The following is a 17473-nucleotide window of genomic DNA, read 5'->3' on the forward strand; positions in this document are numbered from 1 at the left end:
ATATTTTAAAAATATCTTTATTGGATATCCTATAGAAAAACTTGAATTAGTTATTGATAACTCTAAATTCAGTTCTTCTGTTTCTTTGGTGTTGATCAGCAGAACAGTCAACTCCGTTAGAACAACGGTTAACTAATCTAGATTCTCCAAATCCTCTTGCAGTTAAACGACTTCTTGAGATACCTTTAGATACTAAGTAGTTTACAACAGAATTAGCACGTTGTTGTGATAAAGACATGTTGAAATCATCATTACCTCTAGAATCTGTATGAGACATAATCTCAACATTTACTGGCTTACTGTTTAATAAAGCTAATAAGTTATCGTCAATGATTTTTTGAGATGCTTGAGTGATACGTGCACTACCAGTTTCGTAAAAGATTGGTAAAGCGTTAGCTTCAAATAATCCACAATCAACTTCTTCCCAAGTAGTAATTCCACCTTTTTTAGCTAATACAGTTCTTGTTACTGTTTGAGTTTTAGCAGGAATAGTGTTAGATCTTGTAGTAGCAGAAGTTGCTAAAACTTGACGTTTGATAGTAGCATATTGAGCAGGAATGTCAATTTGATCCATACGAGCTGGAGTCTTAACAACTTGCTTTGTGTAAGTGCCAGGAACTTCGTTTACTGGAGTATTAGTTACAGTAGCATCTTTAGCTAAAGTAGTGAAAGATACATCTCTGTATTGTGCTGGATAACCAACAAAACAAGCTACCATACAATCTTCTTTGTTTGGAGAGTCACAAGCAGTTTCTTTATATTCCCATCCTGAAGTTGCAGGGTAAGTTTCAAAAGTTCTTGAGTTAGTACCAAATGTAGCAGGAATGATGTTTAAATCACTTCTTCCTTCTTTTTTAGTATAAGGAACTTCTACAGTTTCGTATACTGCAGGGATGTATACTAATTTTTTAGAAGCTTCTTTAATAAGAACACGATCTTCTACAGTTTTGTATGTAGCAGGTACAATTTCTAAAGTTGTGTAAGATGGGTAAACTTCGATAGTTTCTTGAACATCTTTGAATTCGTCCTTAGTAATACATTTTACATAACATTTTCCCGGTTCTGGGCTAGTTGGTAAGTTTTGAGCTTGAGCAAAACCTAAGCCTAATAAAAAAGTTAGGCATAAAAATAAATTTGTTTTCATAAAAATTAAAATTTAGTTAATGGGTTAATTAATCCACATATGTAAGACACATATATTATTAATAAGTCACAAAATTAGTGAATAAAAATTTGGTTAACCAAAAAATACGAAATTTCTTTAACAAAAATTTAAGAAAAAATAACAGTCTTATTGTTGAACACCATGACTTTACGGTCTGCGTGTAGCTTCACAGCGTTTGCTAGCACAATTTTTTCTAAATCGCGACCCTTAGAAATTAAATCGGAAATAGCATGAGCATGAGTTACTCTTGTTACATCTTGTTCTATTATAGGACCCGCATCCAATTCTTCTGTTACATAATGACTTGTAGCTCCAATAATTTTCACACCTCTTTTATAAGCGGAATGGTAAGGCTTAGCACCTACAAAGGCTGGTAAGAAGGAATGATGTATATTAATAATTTTGTTTGGATACTTATTTATAAGTTTTCCAGAAACAATTTGCATGTATCTCGCTAACACTATAAAGTCTATGTTATGAGCTTCTAATAGCTTTAACTGTTGGTCTTCGGCTTCAGCTTTGGTGGCCTTAGTTACTGGGATATGGTAAAAAGGAATTTTAAAATTATCGGCAATCGTTTTTAAATCTAAATGATTACTTATTATAAAAGGTATCTCTAAATTAAGTTCGCCAGAATTATAACGCCCTAGTAAATCATATAAACAATGATCGTATTTAGAAATGAATAAGGCCATTTTTGGTTTCTTTTCAGAGGAGTAAATTCTCCATTTCATTTCAAAGGTATCGGCTAACTCACTTTTAAAAACACCTTTAAAAGTATTAGTAGAAAAAGATTCCGAAGCAAACTCACTTTCCAAACGCATAAAGAAAATATTTTGCTCTCTATCAACATGTTGATCTATATATACAATATTACCGCCTTCTTTAGCTATAAAATTGGTAACCGAAGCAATAATATTAGGTCTGTCCTTACAATGTATTAATATGGTAATCTTATTCATAAATAGTTTTTATTGGCAATAAATTTAGTTTAAAAAAGATTCAAGCAATACTAGAGAATTAAAAATTATAATATTTGTTGTAAACTGTTAGATTTTTTGAATATTTCGTAAATTGCAAGACTAATATCCTATAATCTTTACGAATGAACCATCAAACTATATATAAGCCAAAACATAAAGTTAGAATTGTTACCGCCGCATCACTTTTTGATGGTCATGATGCTTCTATTAACATTATGCGTCGTATTATTCAGGCTACTGGAGTTGAGGTGATTCATTTAGGACATGATAGAAGTGTAGAAGAGGTTGTAAATACTGCTATTCAAGAGGATGTAAATGCCATTTGCCTGACATCTTATCAAGGCGGACACAATGAGTACTTTAAATATATGTACGACCTACTAAAAGAAAAGGGTGCAGAACATATCAAGATTTTTGGTGGCGGAGGCGGCGTTATTTTGCCTTCAGAAATTAAAGCGTTAATGGAATATGGTATTTCACGAATTTATTCGCCAGACGATGGTCGTGAAATGGGATTACAAGGCATGATTAATGATTTGGTCGAGTTATCTGATTTTGCTATTGGTGATAAAATAAATGTTGATGTAAAAAACTTAAAAAATAAAGATTCAAAGGATATTGCACGTGTTATTTCTTCTGCTGAAAATTTTCCGGAAATAGCCAAAGACATTTTAGATACAATTCATGCTAAAAATAAAACATCAAAAACGCCTGTATTAGGAATTACAGGGACTGGTGGTGCTGGTAAATCGAGTTTGGTAGATGAGTTAGTAAGACGCTTTTTAATAGATTTCGCTAATAAAACCGTAGGAATTATCTCGGTCGATCCTTCTAAAAGAAAAACAGGAGGTGCTTTATTGGGAGATAGAATTAGAATGAACTCCATTAACAACATTAGAGTGTATATGCGAAGTTTGGCTACACGTCAATCTAATTTAGCATTATCTAAACATGTTAATGAAGCTGTTGAAGTTTTAAAAGCTGCGGAATACGATTTAATTATTCTTGAAACTTCTGGTATTGGACAATCGGATACAGAAATTATTGAACATTCTGATGTGTCCTTATATGTAATGACTCCAGAATTTGGGGCCGCTACACAATTAGAAAAAATTGACATGCTTGATTTTGCCGATTTGGTAGCCATAAATAAATTTGATAAAAGGGGCTCGCTTGATGCCTTACGCGATGTTAAAAAACAATACATGCGCAACAATAATCTTTGGGATGTGCATCAAGATGATTTACCTGTTTTTGGAACCATAGCGTCTCAATTTAACGACCCAGGAATGAATACGCTTTACAAAGCGATTATGGATAAGTTGGTTGAAAAAGTGGATTCAGATTTAAAATCGACATTCACCATTTCAAACGAAATGAGCGAAAAGATTTTTGTTATTCCGCAATCACGAACGCGTTATTTATCTGAAATAGCAGAAAGTAATAGAGCTTACGATAAAAAAGCAGATACGCAAGTTGAAGTGGCTCAAAAATTATACGGTATTTATAAAACCTTAGAATCCGTCCTTAATATAAGTCTTACTGAAACAAAGCAAACGCTACTTGATAAACACGGCTTGAATAGTGAAGGCATTCTAAAACAAATTAAAGAGGATAATAAGGTGTTTGTAAAACTTCTTATTGCTGAATTTGATAGAGTTAAGCTAGATTTAGATCCTTATAACTGGGAGGTAATAACGGGTTGGGACGAGAAAGTAAATAAATATAAAAATCCAATTTATACATTTAAGGTAAGAGATAAAGAAATAAAAATTGAAACGCATACCGAATCCTTATCGCACACAGCAATACCTAAAGTAGCGTTGCCAAAATACCAAGCTTGGGGAGATATTTTAAGATGGTGTTTACAAGAAAATGTTCCAGGAGAATTTCCATATACTTCAGGATTATATCCTTTTAAAAGAACGGGCGAAGATCCTGCTAGAATGTTTGCTGGCGAGGGTGGACCAGAACGCACAAACAAGCGTTTTCACTATGTAAGTGCGGGTTTGCCAGCTAAACGTTTATCTACTGCTTTTGATAGTGTTACACTATATGGTAACGACCCCGATTACCGTCCAGATATTTATGGTAAAATAGGAAATGCGGGCGTATCAATTTGTTGTTTAGACGATGCTAAAAAATTGTATTCTGGGTTTGATTTAGCCCATGTTATGACATCGGTAAGTATGACCATTAATGGGCCAGCACCAATGTTACTTGGTTTTTTTATGAATGCGGCCATAGATCAACAATGCGAAAAATATATTTTTGAAAATGGCTTAGAAAAAGAAGTTGAAGCAAAAATTGCTAAGATCTATAAGCATAAAGAGCGCCCTAAATACAATGGTAATTTACCAGAAGGTAATAATGGCTTGGGTTTAATGCTTTTAGGGGTTACCGGAGACCAGGTGTTACCAGAAGGTATTTATTTAGAAATTAAAAAGAACACCATTGCTCAAGTTAGAGGCACTGTGCAAGCCGATATTTTAAAGGAAGACCAAGCGCAAAATACCTGTATTTTTTCAACGGAATTTGCGCTGCGTTTAATGGGCGATGTCCAAGAATATTTTATTGAAAATAATGTGCGTAATTTTTATAGCGTTTCTATTTCTGGTTATCATATAGCAGAAGCAGGAGCGAACCCAATTACTCAAATAGCATTAACGTTATCCAATGGTTTCACTTACGTGGAATATTATTTAAGCAGAGGCATGGATATTAATAAGTTTGGACCTAATCTATCCTTCTTTTTCTCAAATGGTATCGATCCAGAATATGCGGTTATTGGGCGTGTGGCAAGAAAAATTTGGGCAAAAGCCATGAAGCACAAATATGGGGCTAATGCTAGAGCGCAAATGCTTAAATATCACATTCAAACTTCAGGAAGAAGTTTACATGCTCAAGAAATTGATTTTAACGATATTCGTACCACACTTCAGGCGTTATACGCTATCTACGACAACTGTAATTCATTGCATACCAATGCCTACGATGAAGCGATAACTACGCCAACCGAAGAATCTGTGCGTCGTGCTATGGCTATTCAGCTTATAATCAATAAAGAATTAGGGCTAGCTAAAAACGAAAATCCAATACAAGGATCGTTTATAATTGAAGAATTAACCGATTTAGTTGAAGAAGCTGTGTTGTTGGAGTTTGATAGAATTACCGAACGCGGAGGTGTTTTAGGCGCTATGGAAACTATGTATCAGCGCTCTAAAATACAGGAAGAAAGTTTGTATTACGAAACGTTGAAGCATAATGGGAAGTTTCCAATTATAGGTGTAAATACCTTTTTAAGTAGCAAGGGTTCGCCAACCGTTTTACCTGCGGAAGTAATAAGAGCTACCGAAGAGGAAAAAGAGTTTCAAATAAAAACCCTTAACAATCTTCATAAAGCAAATGATTCTGAAGTTTTATTGAAAGATTTGCAGCATAAAGCCATTAATAACGAAAATATTTTTGATGCCTTAATGGAAGTTTGTAAGGTGTGTTCTTTAGGGCAAATTACTTCCGCTTTATTTGAAGTAGGCGGTCAGTACAGAAGAAATATGTAAGTAGAGAACCACTTTTTGCCTTAGCAAAAAGTGTGTGAATCGCTTATTCCGAGTGTAAACTCGGGATCTTTATTATGAATATAATGTTTTTGAAACCACTTTTGGCCCTAGTAAAAAGTGAGTGAATCGCTTATCCTGAGTTTATCTCGGTATTTTTTAAAACTAGTTGTATACGCAACCATTACTAAATTTATTCATCTATAAAGCAGAACCAAAATTCATTTAGAATGAAAAAATATTTATTTATTGTATTACTCGTTATAATTTCTAGTTGCTCAACAGATGATAGTAAGCCAAAAGAAGGACAAGATACAGGCCTAATTGGTAAATGGAAACTTATTGAGCAATATGCAGATCCTGGAGATGGAAGTGGTGAATTTACTCCCATTTCTAGCAACCGTGTTATTGAATTTCTCAGTGATGGTACGGTAATAATAAATGGTGTGTTATGTTATATGTCGGGTGACGTAGGAGATAAAGAAACGGGAACTTATATAGCCATAACCGATTCTGATACACAATTTGATGGAGAGATAATTCCAAATACATGTAATTCCCGTTTCGCAAGAATATATTATACTTTACCAGTAAGTGGTAACTTAATTCTTTGGTACCCCTGTATAGAAGGCTGTGGGCAAAAATTCAGTAAAATTTAAAGCTAAATAATAAAACCTGAATTCCAGCTATAATGATGGCTTACTATAAGCTAAATACTTCAGTTAAAAAAAACTTCAATTATTTTGCATCTTTTTTAGAATGAACTCGTCTATTATATGAACCTATAAATTAGATATCATGAAAAATAAAGAATGTACTTGCAACTGCGAAGGTTGCTCAAAAGGAAATTGTAAAAATTGTACCTGCGAGAATTGTAGCTGTGCAAATTGCAACTGTTAAGTAAGACTTAAATCAAGTAATAACAACGCTAATTTTAGTAACTTTATACTACAATTAGCGTTGTTTTTAATAATTAGTTATGAATACTCAAGATATTTGGACCTTACATGCAAACGATATTAAATACTTTACTTTAAGTAAAGTAAAGGATACCGCTATTGCAGATGATTTGGTGCAGGAAACTTTTATAAAAGTACATACTAAGCTCAATACGTTAAAAGACGACAATAAAATGAAGTCTTGGTTATTTTCTATAGCTAGACATGCGGTTTTAGATTATTTTAAAAGCAAGAAATTGGTTTACGAAACCACCGATGAAGATTTTATTTTTGAAGAACAAAAATTAGAACATTCCGAGGCTGATTGCTTACGTGGTATTATTAAAAGTTTACCTAAAAAATATAGAGATCCTTTGTTTTTAAGCGATATAAAAGGGCTTAAGCAACAGGAAGTTGCAGAACAATTACATTTACCATTACCTACTGTAAAATCTCAAATACAACGTGGCAGAAAACTAATAGCACAAGGCTTTGTAGATTGTTGTGATTTTGTAATTAACGATGATGGCTTTTTAGTAGGCGAAGTTAAAGACAAGGCAGATTGTAAAATGTGTCATTAAGTAAGTCTAGAATATAATTACAAAGTGAGTATCCAATTACTTTGTAGCTTTTTAAATTTTTTCAATTCGCTTCTAAGAATCGGTAAAAAATCTTTTCCGTTACTGTTAGAACGTTCTAATCTATAAGAGTTTTTGTAAAGTTTATTGGTTAATCGTTTAAGAGTAGCAAGATGTCTATGCTTCCTATCTGAGTAACGCTCCCTTTCAGCATTCAAAATTTCAGGAACTAATGAAACGGACTGTTGCACAATATCTCCCGAAAAATAAATATCATTATCTTCCGAACCATCTGGTTTTAAATTAGATAGGTCGTGATTGAGGTACGTGGATATGTTTTGAGATAGGGCGAAAATCTCAAGTGCTTTTTGATAAACCGGTAAATCTGATAGATTTGGTGGGGTATTGTGTAACATAATCTTTTTCTAATAGCAATTGTATCAAAATTACTCACAAGAAATGACATTTGACTTTAAAATTTAAAGTAAAAACGTATATTTGCTTTAAATTTTAATTTATTTGTGTTAATTTTCCTTTAAATGAAAGTGGACTCGATTAACAGTAAGATTCTAAGCTGTTTACAGCTAAATGCAAGACTCTCCAATGCCGAAATTGGCAGGCAAGTAGGTATCAGTTCGCCTGCTGTTTCCGAACGGATAAAAAAAATGGAAGATCTTGGAATTATTGAAGATTATAAGGCCATTATTTCGCCTTACGAAATGGGATATCAATTTAAAGCCATCATTACATTACGTGCCTTTATGGGAAAATTAAAGCCTTTTTTAGATAAGGTTAAAACCTACGATGAGGTTATTAATTGCTATCGTATAACTGGCGACGAAAACATTGTTATGGAAGTGGTTTTAAAAAATCAAAAGCATTTGGAATCTTTTATAGACCAACTTATTACTTACGGCGAATCTAAAACCCAAATTGTATTGTCTAGAGTGGTTAAACAGAAAGGTATCATTCCTATAAAATAGTGGTTTGATATACACGCCAAGGCGGATTGTTTCTGTTCTTCCTGGCAACATATAAATTCGAGATTTCAACTACAATAAGTTTCAACCCTAAAGCTTTATAGAATTCTATTGCTTCTTCTAATTCCAAAGACGGTATTGTAATCTGTTTTAGTTTCAGGCGCTGCTAGCTTAATGTCTTTTCAATATGTGTTGTTATTTGTTTCGCATGAATACGGCTATTTTCAATAAACCATTTATGGGTTTCCATTCCACCACAAATTACACCAGCTAAATACACACCCTTAATATTGCTTTCCATGGTTTCTGGGTTATATTCCGGTCGTTTTTTATCATCGTTACTAAGTGAAACTCCTAACTGATTTAGGAGCTCGAAATTTGGTTTGTAGCCCGTAAGCGCCACTACATAATCATTTGGAATCGTTTTTAAACCTTCCGGCGATTTAAACGTTAATTCATGGGCTTTAATTTCTGTGATTTCAGAATTAAAATACGCTTTTATACTGCCTTCTTCAATACGGTTTATAATATCTGGTCTTACCCAATATTTTACACGTTGCCCAATAGCATCGCCACGAACTATCATGGTAACATGACCGCCTTTTCTATAAATTTCTAATGCCGCATCTACCGATGAGTTACTGGCGCCAACCACCACACTATGTTGCATAGCGTAAGGGTGCGCTTCTTTGTAATAGTGTGTTACTTTTGGTAAGTTTTCACCCGGTACAACTAATAAATTAGGTATATCGTAAAAGCCAGTTGCCAAAATAATATGTTTTGTGTCGTAATTGGCTTTGTTGGTAGATACTGTAAAATGTTTTCCCTTTTTAGTTAGGGTTTCAACGGTTTCAAACAAGTTAATGTTTACTTTGTTAGAGGTCGCTACACGCCTGTAATACTCCAAAGCTTCATCTCGATTTGGCTTCGGGTTATTACTTATAAACGGAATATCGTCAACCTCTAATTTCTCAGAAGTAGAGAAAAACGTCATGTTTTTAGGATAATTAAAAAGTGAGTTGGTAAGTGCGCCTTTTTCAATAATAACATAATTCCAGTTTCTTTTTTTACACTCTAAGGCACAAGCAATTCCAATTGGGCCACCACCTATAATTATAACATCTTTCATTTTAATAATTTTACTTTTAAATTTAAATGACTTTTTAAAATTAGTAATAATATTACACAAAAAGCACCAATAGCTGTAACCATATACCACGTGTTATTAAATCCCCAATCGTTAACCATTTGCATACCGGCTTTATGACCAAAAATATGCGCCATAGAAAACGCTATGGAATACAATGCCATATACTCGCCTTGGTTCCCTTTTTTAGCCCGTTCCATAGCAAATGCGTTTGAAAACGGAAAGGCAATCATTTCGCCAATAGTCATTAAAAACATACCAATAATTAATATGCCAGACCATGTTGTGCTGTTTAAAATAATAAAGCTCGATGCCGTTAACAATGCCCCAAATATCATGAGGTCTGTTTTAGAAAACTTACTGTTTTCCAACCATTTTATAAGCGGCATTTCTAACAAGAAAATTAAAAAGCCATTAGCACCTAATAGCAAGCCAATATCTAGTTTAGATAGAATATGTACCTCTCTGTAATAAATAGGCATGGTAGAAAAATATTGTAAAAATATAACACCAAATAAAAACATGGCAACTAAAAAAATAACGAATGCTTTGTCTCTATACGCCGAATCTGGATTAGTCACTACCACATTATCTAACTCCATAATTTTTTTAGGGTTTAAAACTTTAAAAAGCACAACTGTAGCAAGTATACATGTAATGCCGTCTACCCAAAATAAACCACTATAACCTAAGGTTGTTATAATAATACCGCCAACTGCAGGTCCTGCCGAAAACCCCAAGTTTATGGCTAACCTAATAAGGGTTACACTTCGTGTTTTATTTTCGGGTTTACTGTAAGCACTTAATGCCACAAACATAGCCGGACGAAACATATCGGCGACCAACATAACCAAAAATATACCCAAGCAAAAGGCATAAAAAGTGGTTAAAAACTGTAAGGCAATAAATAGAATGCCTGTGCCAATTAAACTCCTAACCATTACTTTGTAATAGCCAATAGTATCGGTTAGTTTACCACCTAACCATGAGCCCGCCACAGAGCCTAATCCAAAACACATCATAATAGAACCTACATTGGTTAACGAAAACTCTAAATCTTCGGTTAAATACAGTGACAAAAAAGGGATTACCATGGTTCCAGCCCTGTTTATAAGCGTGATTAACGCAAGCCACCAAACTTCTTCCGATAGGCCTTTAAACGTTTCTATATAATTGTGTAATAGTTTTTTCATAAGTTCTAGGTGTTCTATTCTGCATATTTAAATGGATTTATATTTGGTATAAAAATAAAAAGTCCGACTACGAAGTCGGACTTTTTAATATTGTAATATCTTATATAAACATCAACACAATATATAACCAGCCCAACAACTTGTCTTTAAACAAGAAGTCCATTGCTTTCCATAAATAGTGACGTTATTACGCATTTTAATTTCTTTTATACTTCAAATCTAGGTAAAATAATTTTAACTTGCATTTTATAACCGTAAATTTTTAAAATGAAACAGCTAAGTTTAGTTCTCCTGTTAAGCATTCTACTGGTGTCTTGTGGTAGTAGTTTTCAAAGCTTTTATAATAATCATAAAGCCGATATGGGAGCAACATCTTTTCAAGTACCTAATTTTATGAAGGCGGTTTTAAGTAACATATCTCCCGAGGTAAAAAACGCCATTGGCAATATTTCAGATTTTAAATACATAAAGTTCCAAAACACAAACGCACTAAAGCGCAACACGTTACTCGATGAAATGAATGCCGTAACCAATAGTGGCTATACCGATATTTTTAGGCAAAACGAAGTCGATAATACCCGAATTATTTCTGTAGTAGAATTAGGCGCTGTAGTAACCCACGCTATTATTTTTAATAGCACTGCCACCGAAACTACAGCTTATTATTTACAGGGCAATTTCGATCCCGAAAAAATTAAGTCATTTTCAGATCGCGAAACCTTTAATGCCTTTTCAAACGATTTATTACAGTCCTATAATACAAATCTTAACCCTTCATTCAACCCCATAAACTAATGCTTAAATCCATAGGAAGTAACCAAGCAGTAAGCTTAAAATTATTTGGGCGTTACCACAAGGGGCGGGCTTTACGCTACAAGTCCGCGCACCTCCTACGTCGGGCTGTGGGCTTTACACTGCAATCCCTAACGCGGGCATTTCAGCCAGTTAAAAGTAAAGGCAAATGGTTGGCATTACTAGCTTTGTTTGTAGTATGCACAAGTTGCGCTCAAGATAAACGCCCAATACAAGGCGAAACCGAATTTCAAAAAGAATTAAATGCCGAATATAAAGATGCTAGCAAATCACCTTTAAAAGCCAAGGACAGTAAAAACTTTAAAGGCTTAGATTTTTTTAAGTTCGATTCTACGTATGTGATAATCGCCAATTTTAAAAGAACACCAAACGAAAAATCTTTTAAAATGAAAACCACAACAGACCGCCGTCCAATTTATGTGAAATACGGCGAGTTAAGTTTTAATTTAAAAGGTGAAGCATTTAAATTAAATATATACCAAAATCAAGGACTCATGGAAAAAGAAGGCTTCGAAGACTATTTGTTCCTGCCTTTTCTAGACGAAACTAACGGACTAGAAAGTTACGGCGGCGGCCGTTATCTAGATGCTAGAATACCAATAGGCAACACCATGCAAATCGATTTTAATAAAGCTTACAACCCTTATTGTGCTTATAACGATAAGTATTCTTGCCCTATAGTACCAAGAAAAAATTATTTAAAAACTAGAGTAGAAGCAGGCGTTAAAGCTTTTAATTAGGATTAAGTATACTTTGAATTTTGGAGGGTTCGTTTAACGTGTTTGTGTAAGGATAGTTGCGTGGTTTAGCTACTAACTTACTAAAAATGAACCGAACCATTGGAAATTCCGCAGGAATTTCCAAGTAGGCAAGTCACAAGCAATTATTTTTACACATTGTTGCCAATAGTGCTTAATTTTTATATTTACGATCCTAAAGTATAATCAAAGTTTGAGTATAATTAGTCGATTTCTACTGTTGGTTCTTGTTATCAATTGTTTTAAGAATAGCATAAACCAAAATCATTGCACTTTTAGAAGCCTCTAGTTGATTAAATGTGTTATACCATTTTCACTTTAAATTTACCCACAAAAACTTGGGCTTTTTCCTTTATTCTTCAAAATAAAATGTAACCGTAGCTATGGCTATGCTTGCATTTTCTTTTTTGACTAAAGAAAAAATAACTGCCTTTTTATTGCCTAATTTTAAAGCAAAACTGGTATTACTCTTGCAGTGTTTGTAATATATAATAATCCGCTTTGTGATTATGCTTTATGGAACAAAATGGAACAACTGACGAACATCTTATTACCTGCCTTTAAAACCTATTTAATAATACCCTCAAAACAGTGTCTATATTATTAACTAAATCACTCTTTTTTTGATTTATTATTATATCAGGCTGAAGTGCTGTATTTACTTGATTAGATAATCGAAATAATCTTTTAGAATAGGTTATTACCAATTTTGAATTTGGCAAGATAAAACTATCCATATCTTGATACCCATTTGGGTTTGAGCCTGTAGGCTGACCAATAACTTTTGCATTTAACAATTGCTTAAACAGAGCTGCATTACTTGTTGCTGCAGAAAAGGTTTTATGACTTGTTAATACGAACACACCATTTTTCCAATCAATACTATCTGCAAGATTAAGTGCATAGGCCAAAACTGTTCCTACATATAAATCGCCTCCTCCATTTTCTCGCATATCAATAATTACCTGCTTCGTTTTATTTTCTTGAATATATGATATTAATTGTTCACCAAACACTTGCATTTCTTCAAAAGTTGGATAACCTTCAAAATTTATATATACCGCTTTTGTGTCAGAAATTGATGTAAACAATAAATCACGATTGATATTATTGGGAATTGTGATTTCTGGTACAGTTAAGGTTACCATTGAAAGATTACTATTCTCCCAAATATCATTAGTAATTGTGTTCAATTCCAGATTTATTAATTCATTATTATTTTTACGAAAACTAAATGTGGCTTTATTTGTTGCGTCAATCAAATTAAGATGAAAAAGTACTTCTGATATAGTTAAATACCTACCTGTTCTATCTTTTAAAGAATATTCATTTTCAACAAATTGCGCTATTTCTGATATTTTTTGAGTAACTGTATCAATCGGAATACCATTAATAGATTCCAAAGTAGTTTTTAGAATTTGTTTATTCTTATTCAATGTTTTTACAACATACCATTTGTTCTCGATCCATTCTATCTCAAATGGAAAACGGTGCGTTGACATATTTCTCAGTGATACAGAAGTATGACCATCATTAATACGCCTTGTTAAACGCATTAATTTTAAAATGATTTCAAAATCACTTAATGACTCAACATTATTATAAATCTTAAACCATTCTTCTAAAAAATCTTCTTTAGTAATCGAATGATATATATCTATATGTTTTTGTTCTAATGAAGTCTTATAAATTTTAAGATCCTCTTTCCAGTTTATTGCATTTGTTGTTTGAGCTAACATTATATTAAACATCGAAGCAATAACAATTAAAAAACAAATTATTGTTTTTCGAAATAAATCCATATCCTTATTTGTTTTCTATTATTTTTAATATTTCACAAACCAAAATCATTGCACTTTTAGAAGCTTCTAACTGATTTAATGTACCAGATATGTATATATCTAGTTGTGGGCAATACCATAAAAAAGATGCTGTACTACCAGAATGACCAATAAGTTGCAAATCGCTTTCTGTTTCTGTTAACTTATCAATAGAAACTTTTCTTATACCAAAACCGTATTCCATCCCTTTAGTTTCATTCACCCAGTTTTGCATTTCTAAACGAGTTTCTTTTGTTACAATTAGATCTTCATTGAACGCTTTTAAAAAACCTATTAAATCTTGGGTAGTTGACACCAAACCGCCTCCGCCCCAATCGGCACTTAGGCTTTTAAGAGACGATAATTCATATTCACTTGCATAAAATTTAGCTATATCAAGTGAATTGTCTATCGCAGAAGATTTTAAATTGATGTAAGAACTATGCATTTTTAATGGTTGAAAAATATGTTGCTTAAAGAACTTATCTAAAGATAAACCACTTACGTTTTCAATAATCAAAGCTAAAAGTACATACTCTGTATCTGTATAATGATAGCCTTTACCGGGTGCAAAGTGAGGTTTCATCTTCTGTTTAGTAAACTCAATCATTTCTTGGGCTGACCAAGATTTACTAGTGTCAATGAGTAATTGATTGATGATATTTGGACTTCTATCAATGGTTGTATCTGTAAAATAATCTGGTAAACCAGAAGTGTGTTGTAATAAATGAGCTATGGTGAGGTCGTTTGAATACTCTTTACCATTTAAAACGTGAAGATTACTCATTAATGAATCTGTTAAATATTGAGCGATGTTGTCTTCAAAATTTAACTTTTTTTGATCTTTTAAAATACCAATAGATGTAGCTGTGAGCATTTTGGTAACACTAGCTGTGTAAAATGGACTAAGTATTGAAATAGAATCTTCTTTGCTTTCAGCCAATTGCATATCGATTCCCCGAGTTTCAGAATACACATGTAGCATTCCACTTTTTATGTTCTCGTTTTGAAGTTCGGCATTCAATAATAGCGCAATGTCCTTTTTGATGTCTTGCTGACCAAAAGCACCCATTGAAATAAAAATTAACAGTGTAAGTATTGTACTTTGTTTCATAATCAGTTGATTATTATACCATTAAAATTACTATAAAGTTAGTTTTATTTTTAAAACCAACTAAAGCCTAGACCAATATTAAAGGTTACGGCATCTCTATGTGCATCACCTTTTAAAAACGCTCTACCCATCATCAATTTAGATTGTACATTCAGTGCAAAGTTGTTCTTTTTATAAATCGCGTAGCCAGTGCTTGCCATAACTGCACATCCAAAATTCCAATCGTCATTAACATTGTCTTTAATGTCGTAAAGTGCTGGTGAATCTATAGCTAAACCAACACCGCCATGAATCCACCAACGGTCTTTCACCCAGTATTGCACAGAGGGAATAAAACCGCCAAAATGTCTATCATTATCCTGAAATTCGTATATATTTCCTGGCATAGATAACGTTAATGCTAACTTATCGTTGAGCATATAACCAAATTTTAATTCAGGAAAACTGATGGCTCCTTGAGATTTATCAAAGGTTTGAAGTCCTTCGCTATCTTCTATACTTATAACTCCACCTCCAAGACTAAACTCAAAAATAAAACCATCGCGTTTTGAGGTTGAATCGAATGTTGAATTGTTTTGTGCAAAGCTTAATGTTGACATTAGGATTAACACCATAAATGTCATTTTTAATCGGATTTGTGTTTTAATTGATTTCATAATTGTTCGTTTTTTGATTGATTTAAATTTTTTAAAATTTTATACCTATATAAAGGTTGGGCTCAAAAAGGAAATAGTTTTTCCATCTATTATCTAATTGTTTAAATGCATCAGGTGTATTGGTGTCAAAAACCCAAAATTGAGAATGAACCTGAGGTTCGATAAAAAAGCGTTTATTCTTACCAAATGCAAAATGATAACCAAGATGGAACGAATTGTAAAGCTTAAAACCGTTTGCTATTTTTTTATTGTCAAGGTCTAAATAGGTTTTGTATTGTGGTAACACTTCTACTGAGGCAAATAAGCCTTTCCAAAGCATACGTTGATAGGATATTCCTATACCTGTTTCGCGTAAATAACCAGGATAAAATTCAGTTTCCGTATCTATTTTGTCTGTAAGTCCATCCCACCACTGGATACCCATAGGCTGAAATAAACGCCAAGTAGCCAACTTAATTCCAACAATATTTTTAGCATCTAATTCTTTTTTTATGTGCAACTCAAAATGTTGGGTATTGGTTCTTTCTCCTCCTTTACCAATATTTCCTAGTATAATAGCAGGAAAGCTAACTCTGTATTTTAAATCCGTGTCACTGTGTTTTGATGGTTCTGTGTTGTTTTGTGCAAAAACATTTAGTGTAAAAAATGTTAAGCCGATGATGAATAGTTTTTTCATTTTTATTAAGTATTTAGTAGTTCGTTTTTTGATTTATAATTTGATAATGCAAAGATGTATCAGAAATGAAGGTCTATCGTCCTGAATTATGATTTCAAACCTTTTTACTTATAGTTTTATTTAATTGTAATTTCCTTTAAGCAGAACTTTAAGAAGTAGCTCTTGCATACTATTGGATGCTTCCATTGGTATTTGATGACCTACATCTTTAAACCTATAAATTTCCTTTTCTTTAGCTTTTAGCCTTTTAAAGAATTTTTCGGATAACTTATAATTAGCTGTATAGTCTTTATCTCCATAAAAAATAATCGTTCTACATGGTATTAAAGGTTTATTTTTTAGTTTGTTTATCTCATAAAGTTGGTTATACAATAAACCCCATTGAGTGTACCATTGCTCAAAAAACGCTAAGTATTGGCTAAAGGCATTATCACTAATTGGTTGTCTTTGAAACTCAGTTAGCCATTTGAATTGAATAGCCATATCCTTTGCATTATGATATGGTATATTAATAGCTTTTAACTGCTCAATCGCTTCTTGGTTTTTAGTTTTTCTGAAGTGACTAATAAGCGTTTTATTCAGACTTTTTTGACTTGACAAAAGATTTATGATTGGACTTATGACCACCAATGTTGAAATATTGTCAGGATGTGTTTCTGATAAATGAAAAGCTAACGAAGTACCCCAAGAATTTGCCACTAAAATAATTTGTTGACGATGAAACGTCTTTAAAATATAAGCGAGCAACTCTTCAGCATCTGATTGCATTAATGCTAATGTTGGACTTTTTTTTAAGCCATTTTGCTTTAAGGTTTTCCCTGCACCTCTTTGATCCCAATGCATCACTAAAAAATCCTGTTCTAATGATGCTGTTATTTTTTCGCTATGAGCAGATGCCGCTGCTCCTGGACCACCGTGTAAATACAATACTATTGGTTTATCCTTTATACCTTTAAGACTAATGTATTGGTCGATACCTCCAATTTTTACAAAGTAGGATGTATCTATTTTTTGAGGTTCCTTTTCTATATTTTGCGCATTCATGTTATACATAAATACACTTAGAAATATTAATAAAGTAGATTTAATAGTCAT

16 protein-coding genes are annotated in these 17473 nt (G+C 33.0%); 6 read left to right on the plus strand and 10 right to left on the minus strand.

What is annotated here, in order from left to right; translation table 11 throughout:
- Nucleotides 1–46: 46 nt before the first annotated feature.
- Together AAFN75_RS11850 and purU are read right to left on the minus strand one after the other, a co-directional pair.
- Nucleotides 47–1144, minus strand: coding sequence for an OmpA family protein (locus tag AAFN75_RS11850; RefSeq protein WP_411806514.1), 1098 nt, complete (start codon nt 1142–1144; stop codon nt 47–49).
- 128 nt (nt 1145–1272) lie between these two features.
- Entirely contained in the window at nt 1273–2127 is an 855-nt protein-coding gene (gene purU / locus AAFN75_RS11855; protein WP_411806515.1) for a formyltetrahydrofolate deformylase, read from the minus strand.
- A 143-nt stretch (nt 2128–2270) separates the two neighbouring features.
- On the opposite strand from purU, the gene AAFN75_RS11860 reads away from it, so the two are divergent.
- The 3 genes from AAFN75_RS11860 (at nt 2271) to AAFN75_RS11870 (ending at nt 7224) form a co-directional block, all read left to right on the plus strand.
- Nucleotides 2271–5708, plus strand: coding sequence for a methylmalonyl-CoA mutase family protein (locus AAFN75_RS11860; RefSeq protein ID WP_411806516.1), 3438 nt, complete (start codon nt 2271–2273; stop codon nt 5706–5708).
- A gap of 227 nt (nt 5709–5935) precedes the next feature.
- Entirely contained in the window at nt 5936–6364 is a 429-nt protein-coding gene (locus tag AAFN75_RS11865; RefSeq protein ID WP_411806518.1) for a hypothetical protein, read from the plus strand.
- A 320-nt stretch (nt 6365–6684) separates the two neighbouring features.
- Nucleotides 6685–7224, plus strand: coding sequence for a sigma-70 family RNA polymerase sigma factor (locus tag AAFN75_RS11870; RefSeq protein WP_411806519.1), 540 nt, complete (start codon nt 6685–6687; stop codon nt 7222–7224).
- A 17-nt stretch (nt 7225–7241) separates the two neighbouring features.
- Here the strand turns inward: AAFN75_RS11870 and AAFN75_RS11875 are convergent, their stop codons facing one another.
- The gene (locus AAFN75_RS11875; protein ID WP_144116872.1) at nt 7242–7637 is read right to left on the minus strand and encodes a hypothetical protein; all 396 of its coding nucleotides are present in this window, start codon (nt 7635–7637) and stop codon (nt 7242–7244) included.
- Nucleotides 7638–7760: 123 nt separating this feature from the next.
- On the opposite strand from AAFN75_RS11875, the gene AAFN75_RS11880 reads away from it, so the two are divergent.
- Entirely contained in the window at nt 7761–8204 is a 444-nt protein-coding gene (locus tag AAFN75_RS11880; RefSeq protein WP_144116873.1) for an Lrp/AsnC family transcriptional regulator, read from the plus strand.
- Nucleotides 8205–8367: 163 nt separating this feature from the next.
- Here AAFN75_RS11880 and AAFN75_RS11885 read toward each other — a convergent pair whose 3' ends face one another.
- Together AAFN75_RS11885 and AAFN75_RS11890 are read right to left on the minus strand one after the other, a co-directional pair.
- The gene (locus tag AAFN75_RS11885; RefSeq protein WP_411806520.1) at nt 8368–9330 is read right to left on the minus strand and encodes a YpdA family putative bacillithiol disulfide reductase; all 963 of its coding nucleotides are present in this window, start codon (nt 9328–9330) and stop codon (nt 8368–8370) included.
- On the minus strand, nt 9327–10541 hold the full coding sequence (locus tag AAFN75_RS11890; protein WP_411806521.1) for an MDR family MFS transporter: 1215 nt from the start codon (nt 10539–10541) through the stop codon (nt 9327–9329). The genes AAFN75_RS11885 and AAFN75_RS11890 overlap by 4 nt, the downstream gene beginning before the upstream one ends.
- A gap of 267 nt (nt 10542–10808) precedes the next feature.
- Here AAFN75_RS11890 and AAFN75_RS11895 point away from each other — a divergent pair, with 267 nt between their 5' ends.
- Both AAFN75_RS11895 and AAFN75_RS11900 read left to right on the plus strand, forming a co-directional pair.
- Nucleotides 10809–11336 carry a DUF4252 domain-containing protein gene (locus AAFN75_RS11895; protein WP_411806522.1) on the plus strand — a complete coding sequence of 176 codons (528 nt, stop codon included), beginning with the start codon at nt 10809–10811 and terminating at the stop codon, nt 11334–11336.
- A complete protein-coding gene (locus AAFN75_RS11900; protein WP_411806523.1) occupies nt 11336–12094 on the plus strand; it encodes a DUF1684 domain-containing protein in 759 nt (252 codons plus the stop codon). The genes AAFN75_RS11895 and AAFN75_RS11900 overlap by 1 nt, the downstream gene beginning before the upstream one ends.
- 578 nt (nt 12095–12672) lie before the next feature.
- On the opposite strand, the gene AAFN75_RS11905 is transcribed toward AAFN75_RS11900, so the two are convergent.
- The 5 genes from AAFN75_RS11905 to AAFN75_RS11925 all read right to left on the minus strand — a co-directional run bounded on the left by AAFN75_RS11905 (nt 12673) and on the right by AAFN75_RS11925 (nt 17473).
- Nucleotides 12673–13914, minus strand: a complete 1242-nt coding sequence (locus AAFN75_RS11905) for a S41 family peptidase (protein WP_411806524.1) — start codon at nt 13912–13914, stop codon at nt 12673–12675.
- A gap of 4 nt (nt 13915–13918) precedes the next feature.
- On the minus strand, nt 13919–15046 hold the full coding sequence (locus tag AAFN75_RS11910) for a serine hydrolase domain-containing protein (protein ID WP_411806525.1): 1128 nt from the start codon (nt 15044–15046) through the stop codon (nt 13919–13921).
- A 50-nt stretch (nt 15047–15096) separates the two neighbouring features.
- Nucleotides 15097–15702 carry a hypothetical protein gene (locus tag AAFN75_RS11915; protein WP_411806526.1) on the minus strand — a complete coding sequence of 202 codons (606 nt, stop codon included), beginning with the start codon at nt 15700–15702 and terminating at the stop codon, nt 15097–15099.
- Between the two features lie 31 nt (nt 15703–15733).
- Nucleotides 15734–16378: a hypothetical protein gene (locus AAFN75_RS11920; protein WP_411806527.1), complete on the minus strand. Its 645-nt coding sequence runs from the start codon at nt 16376–16378 to the stop codon at nt 15734–15736.
- 120 nt (nt 16379–16498) lie between these two features.
- A complete protein-coding gene (locus AAFN75_RS11925) occupies nt 16499–17473 on the minus strand; it encodes an alpha/beta fold hydrolase (protein WP_411806528.1) in 975 nt (324 codons plus the stop codon).

The organism is Algibacter sp. AS12 (assembly GCF_046736315.1).
GTDB lineage: Bacteria > Bacteroidota > Bacteroidia > Flavobacteriales > Flavobacteriaceae > Algibacter_B > Algibacter_B amylolyticus.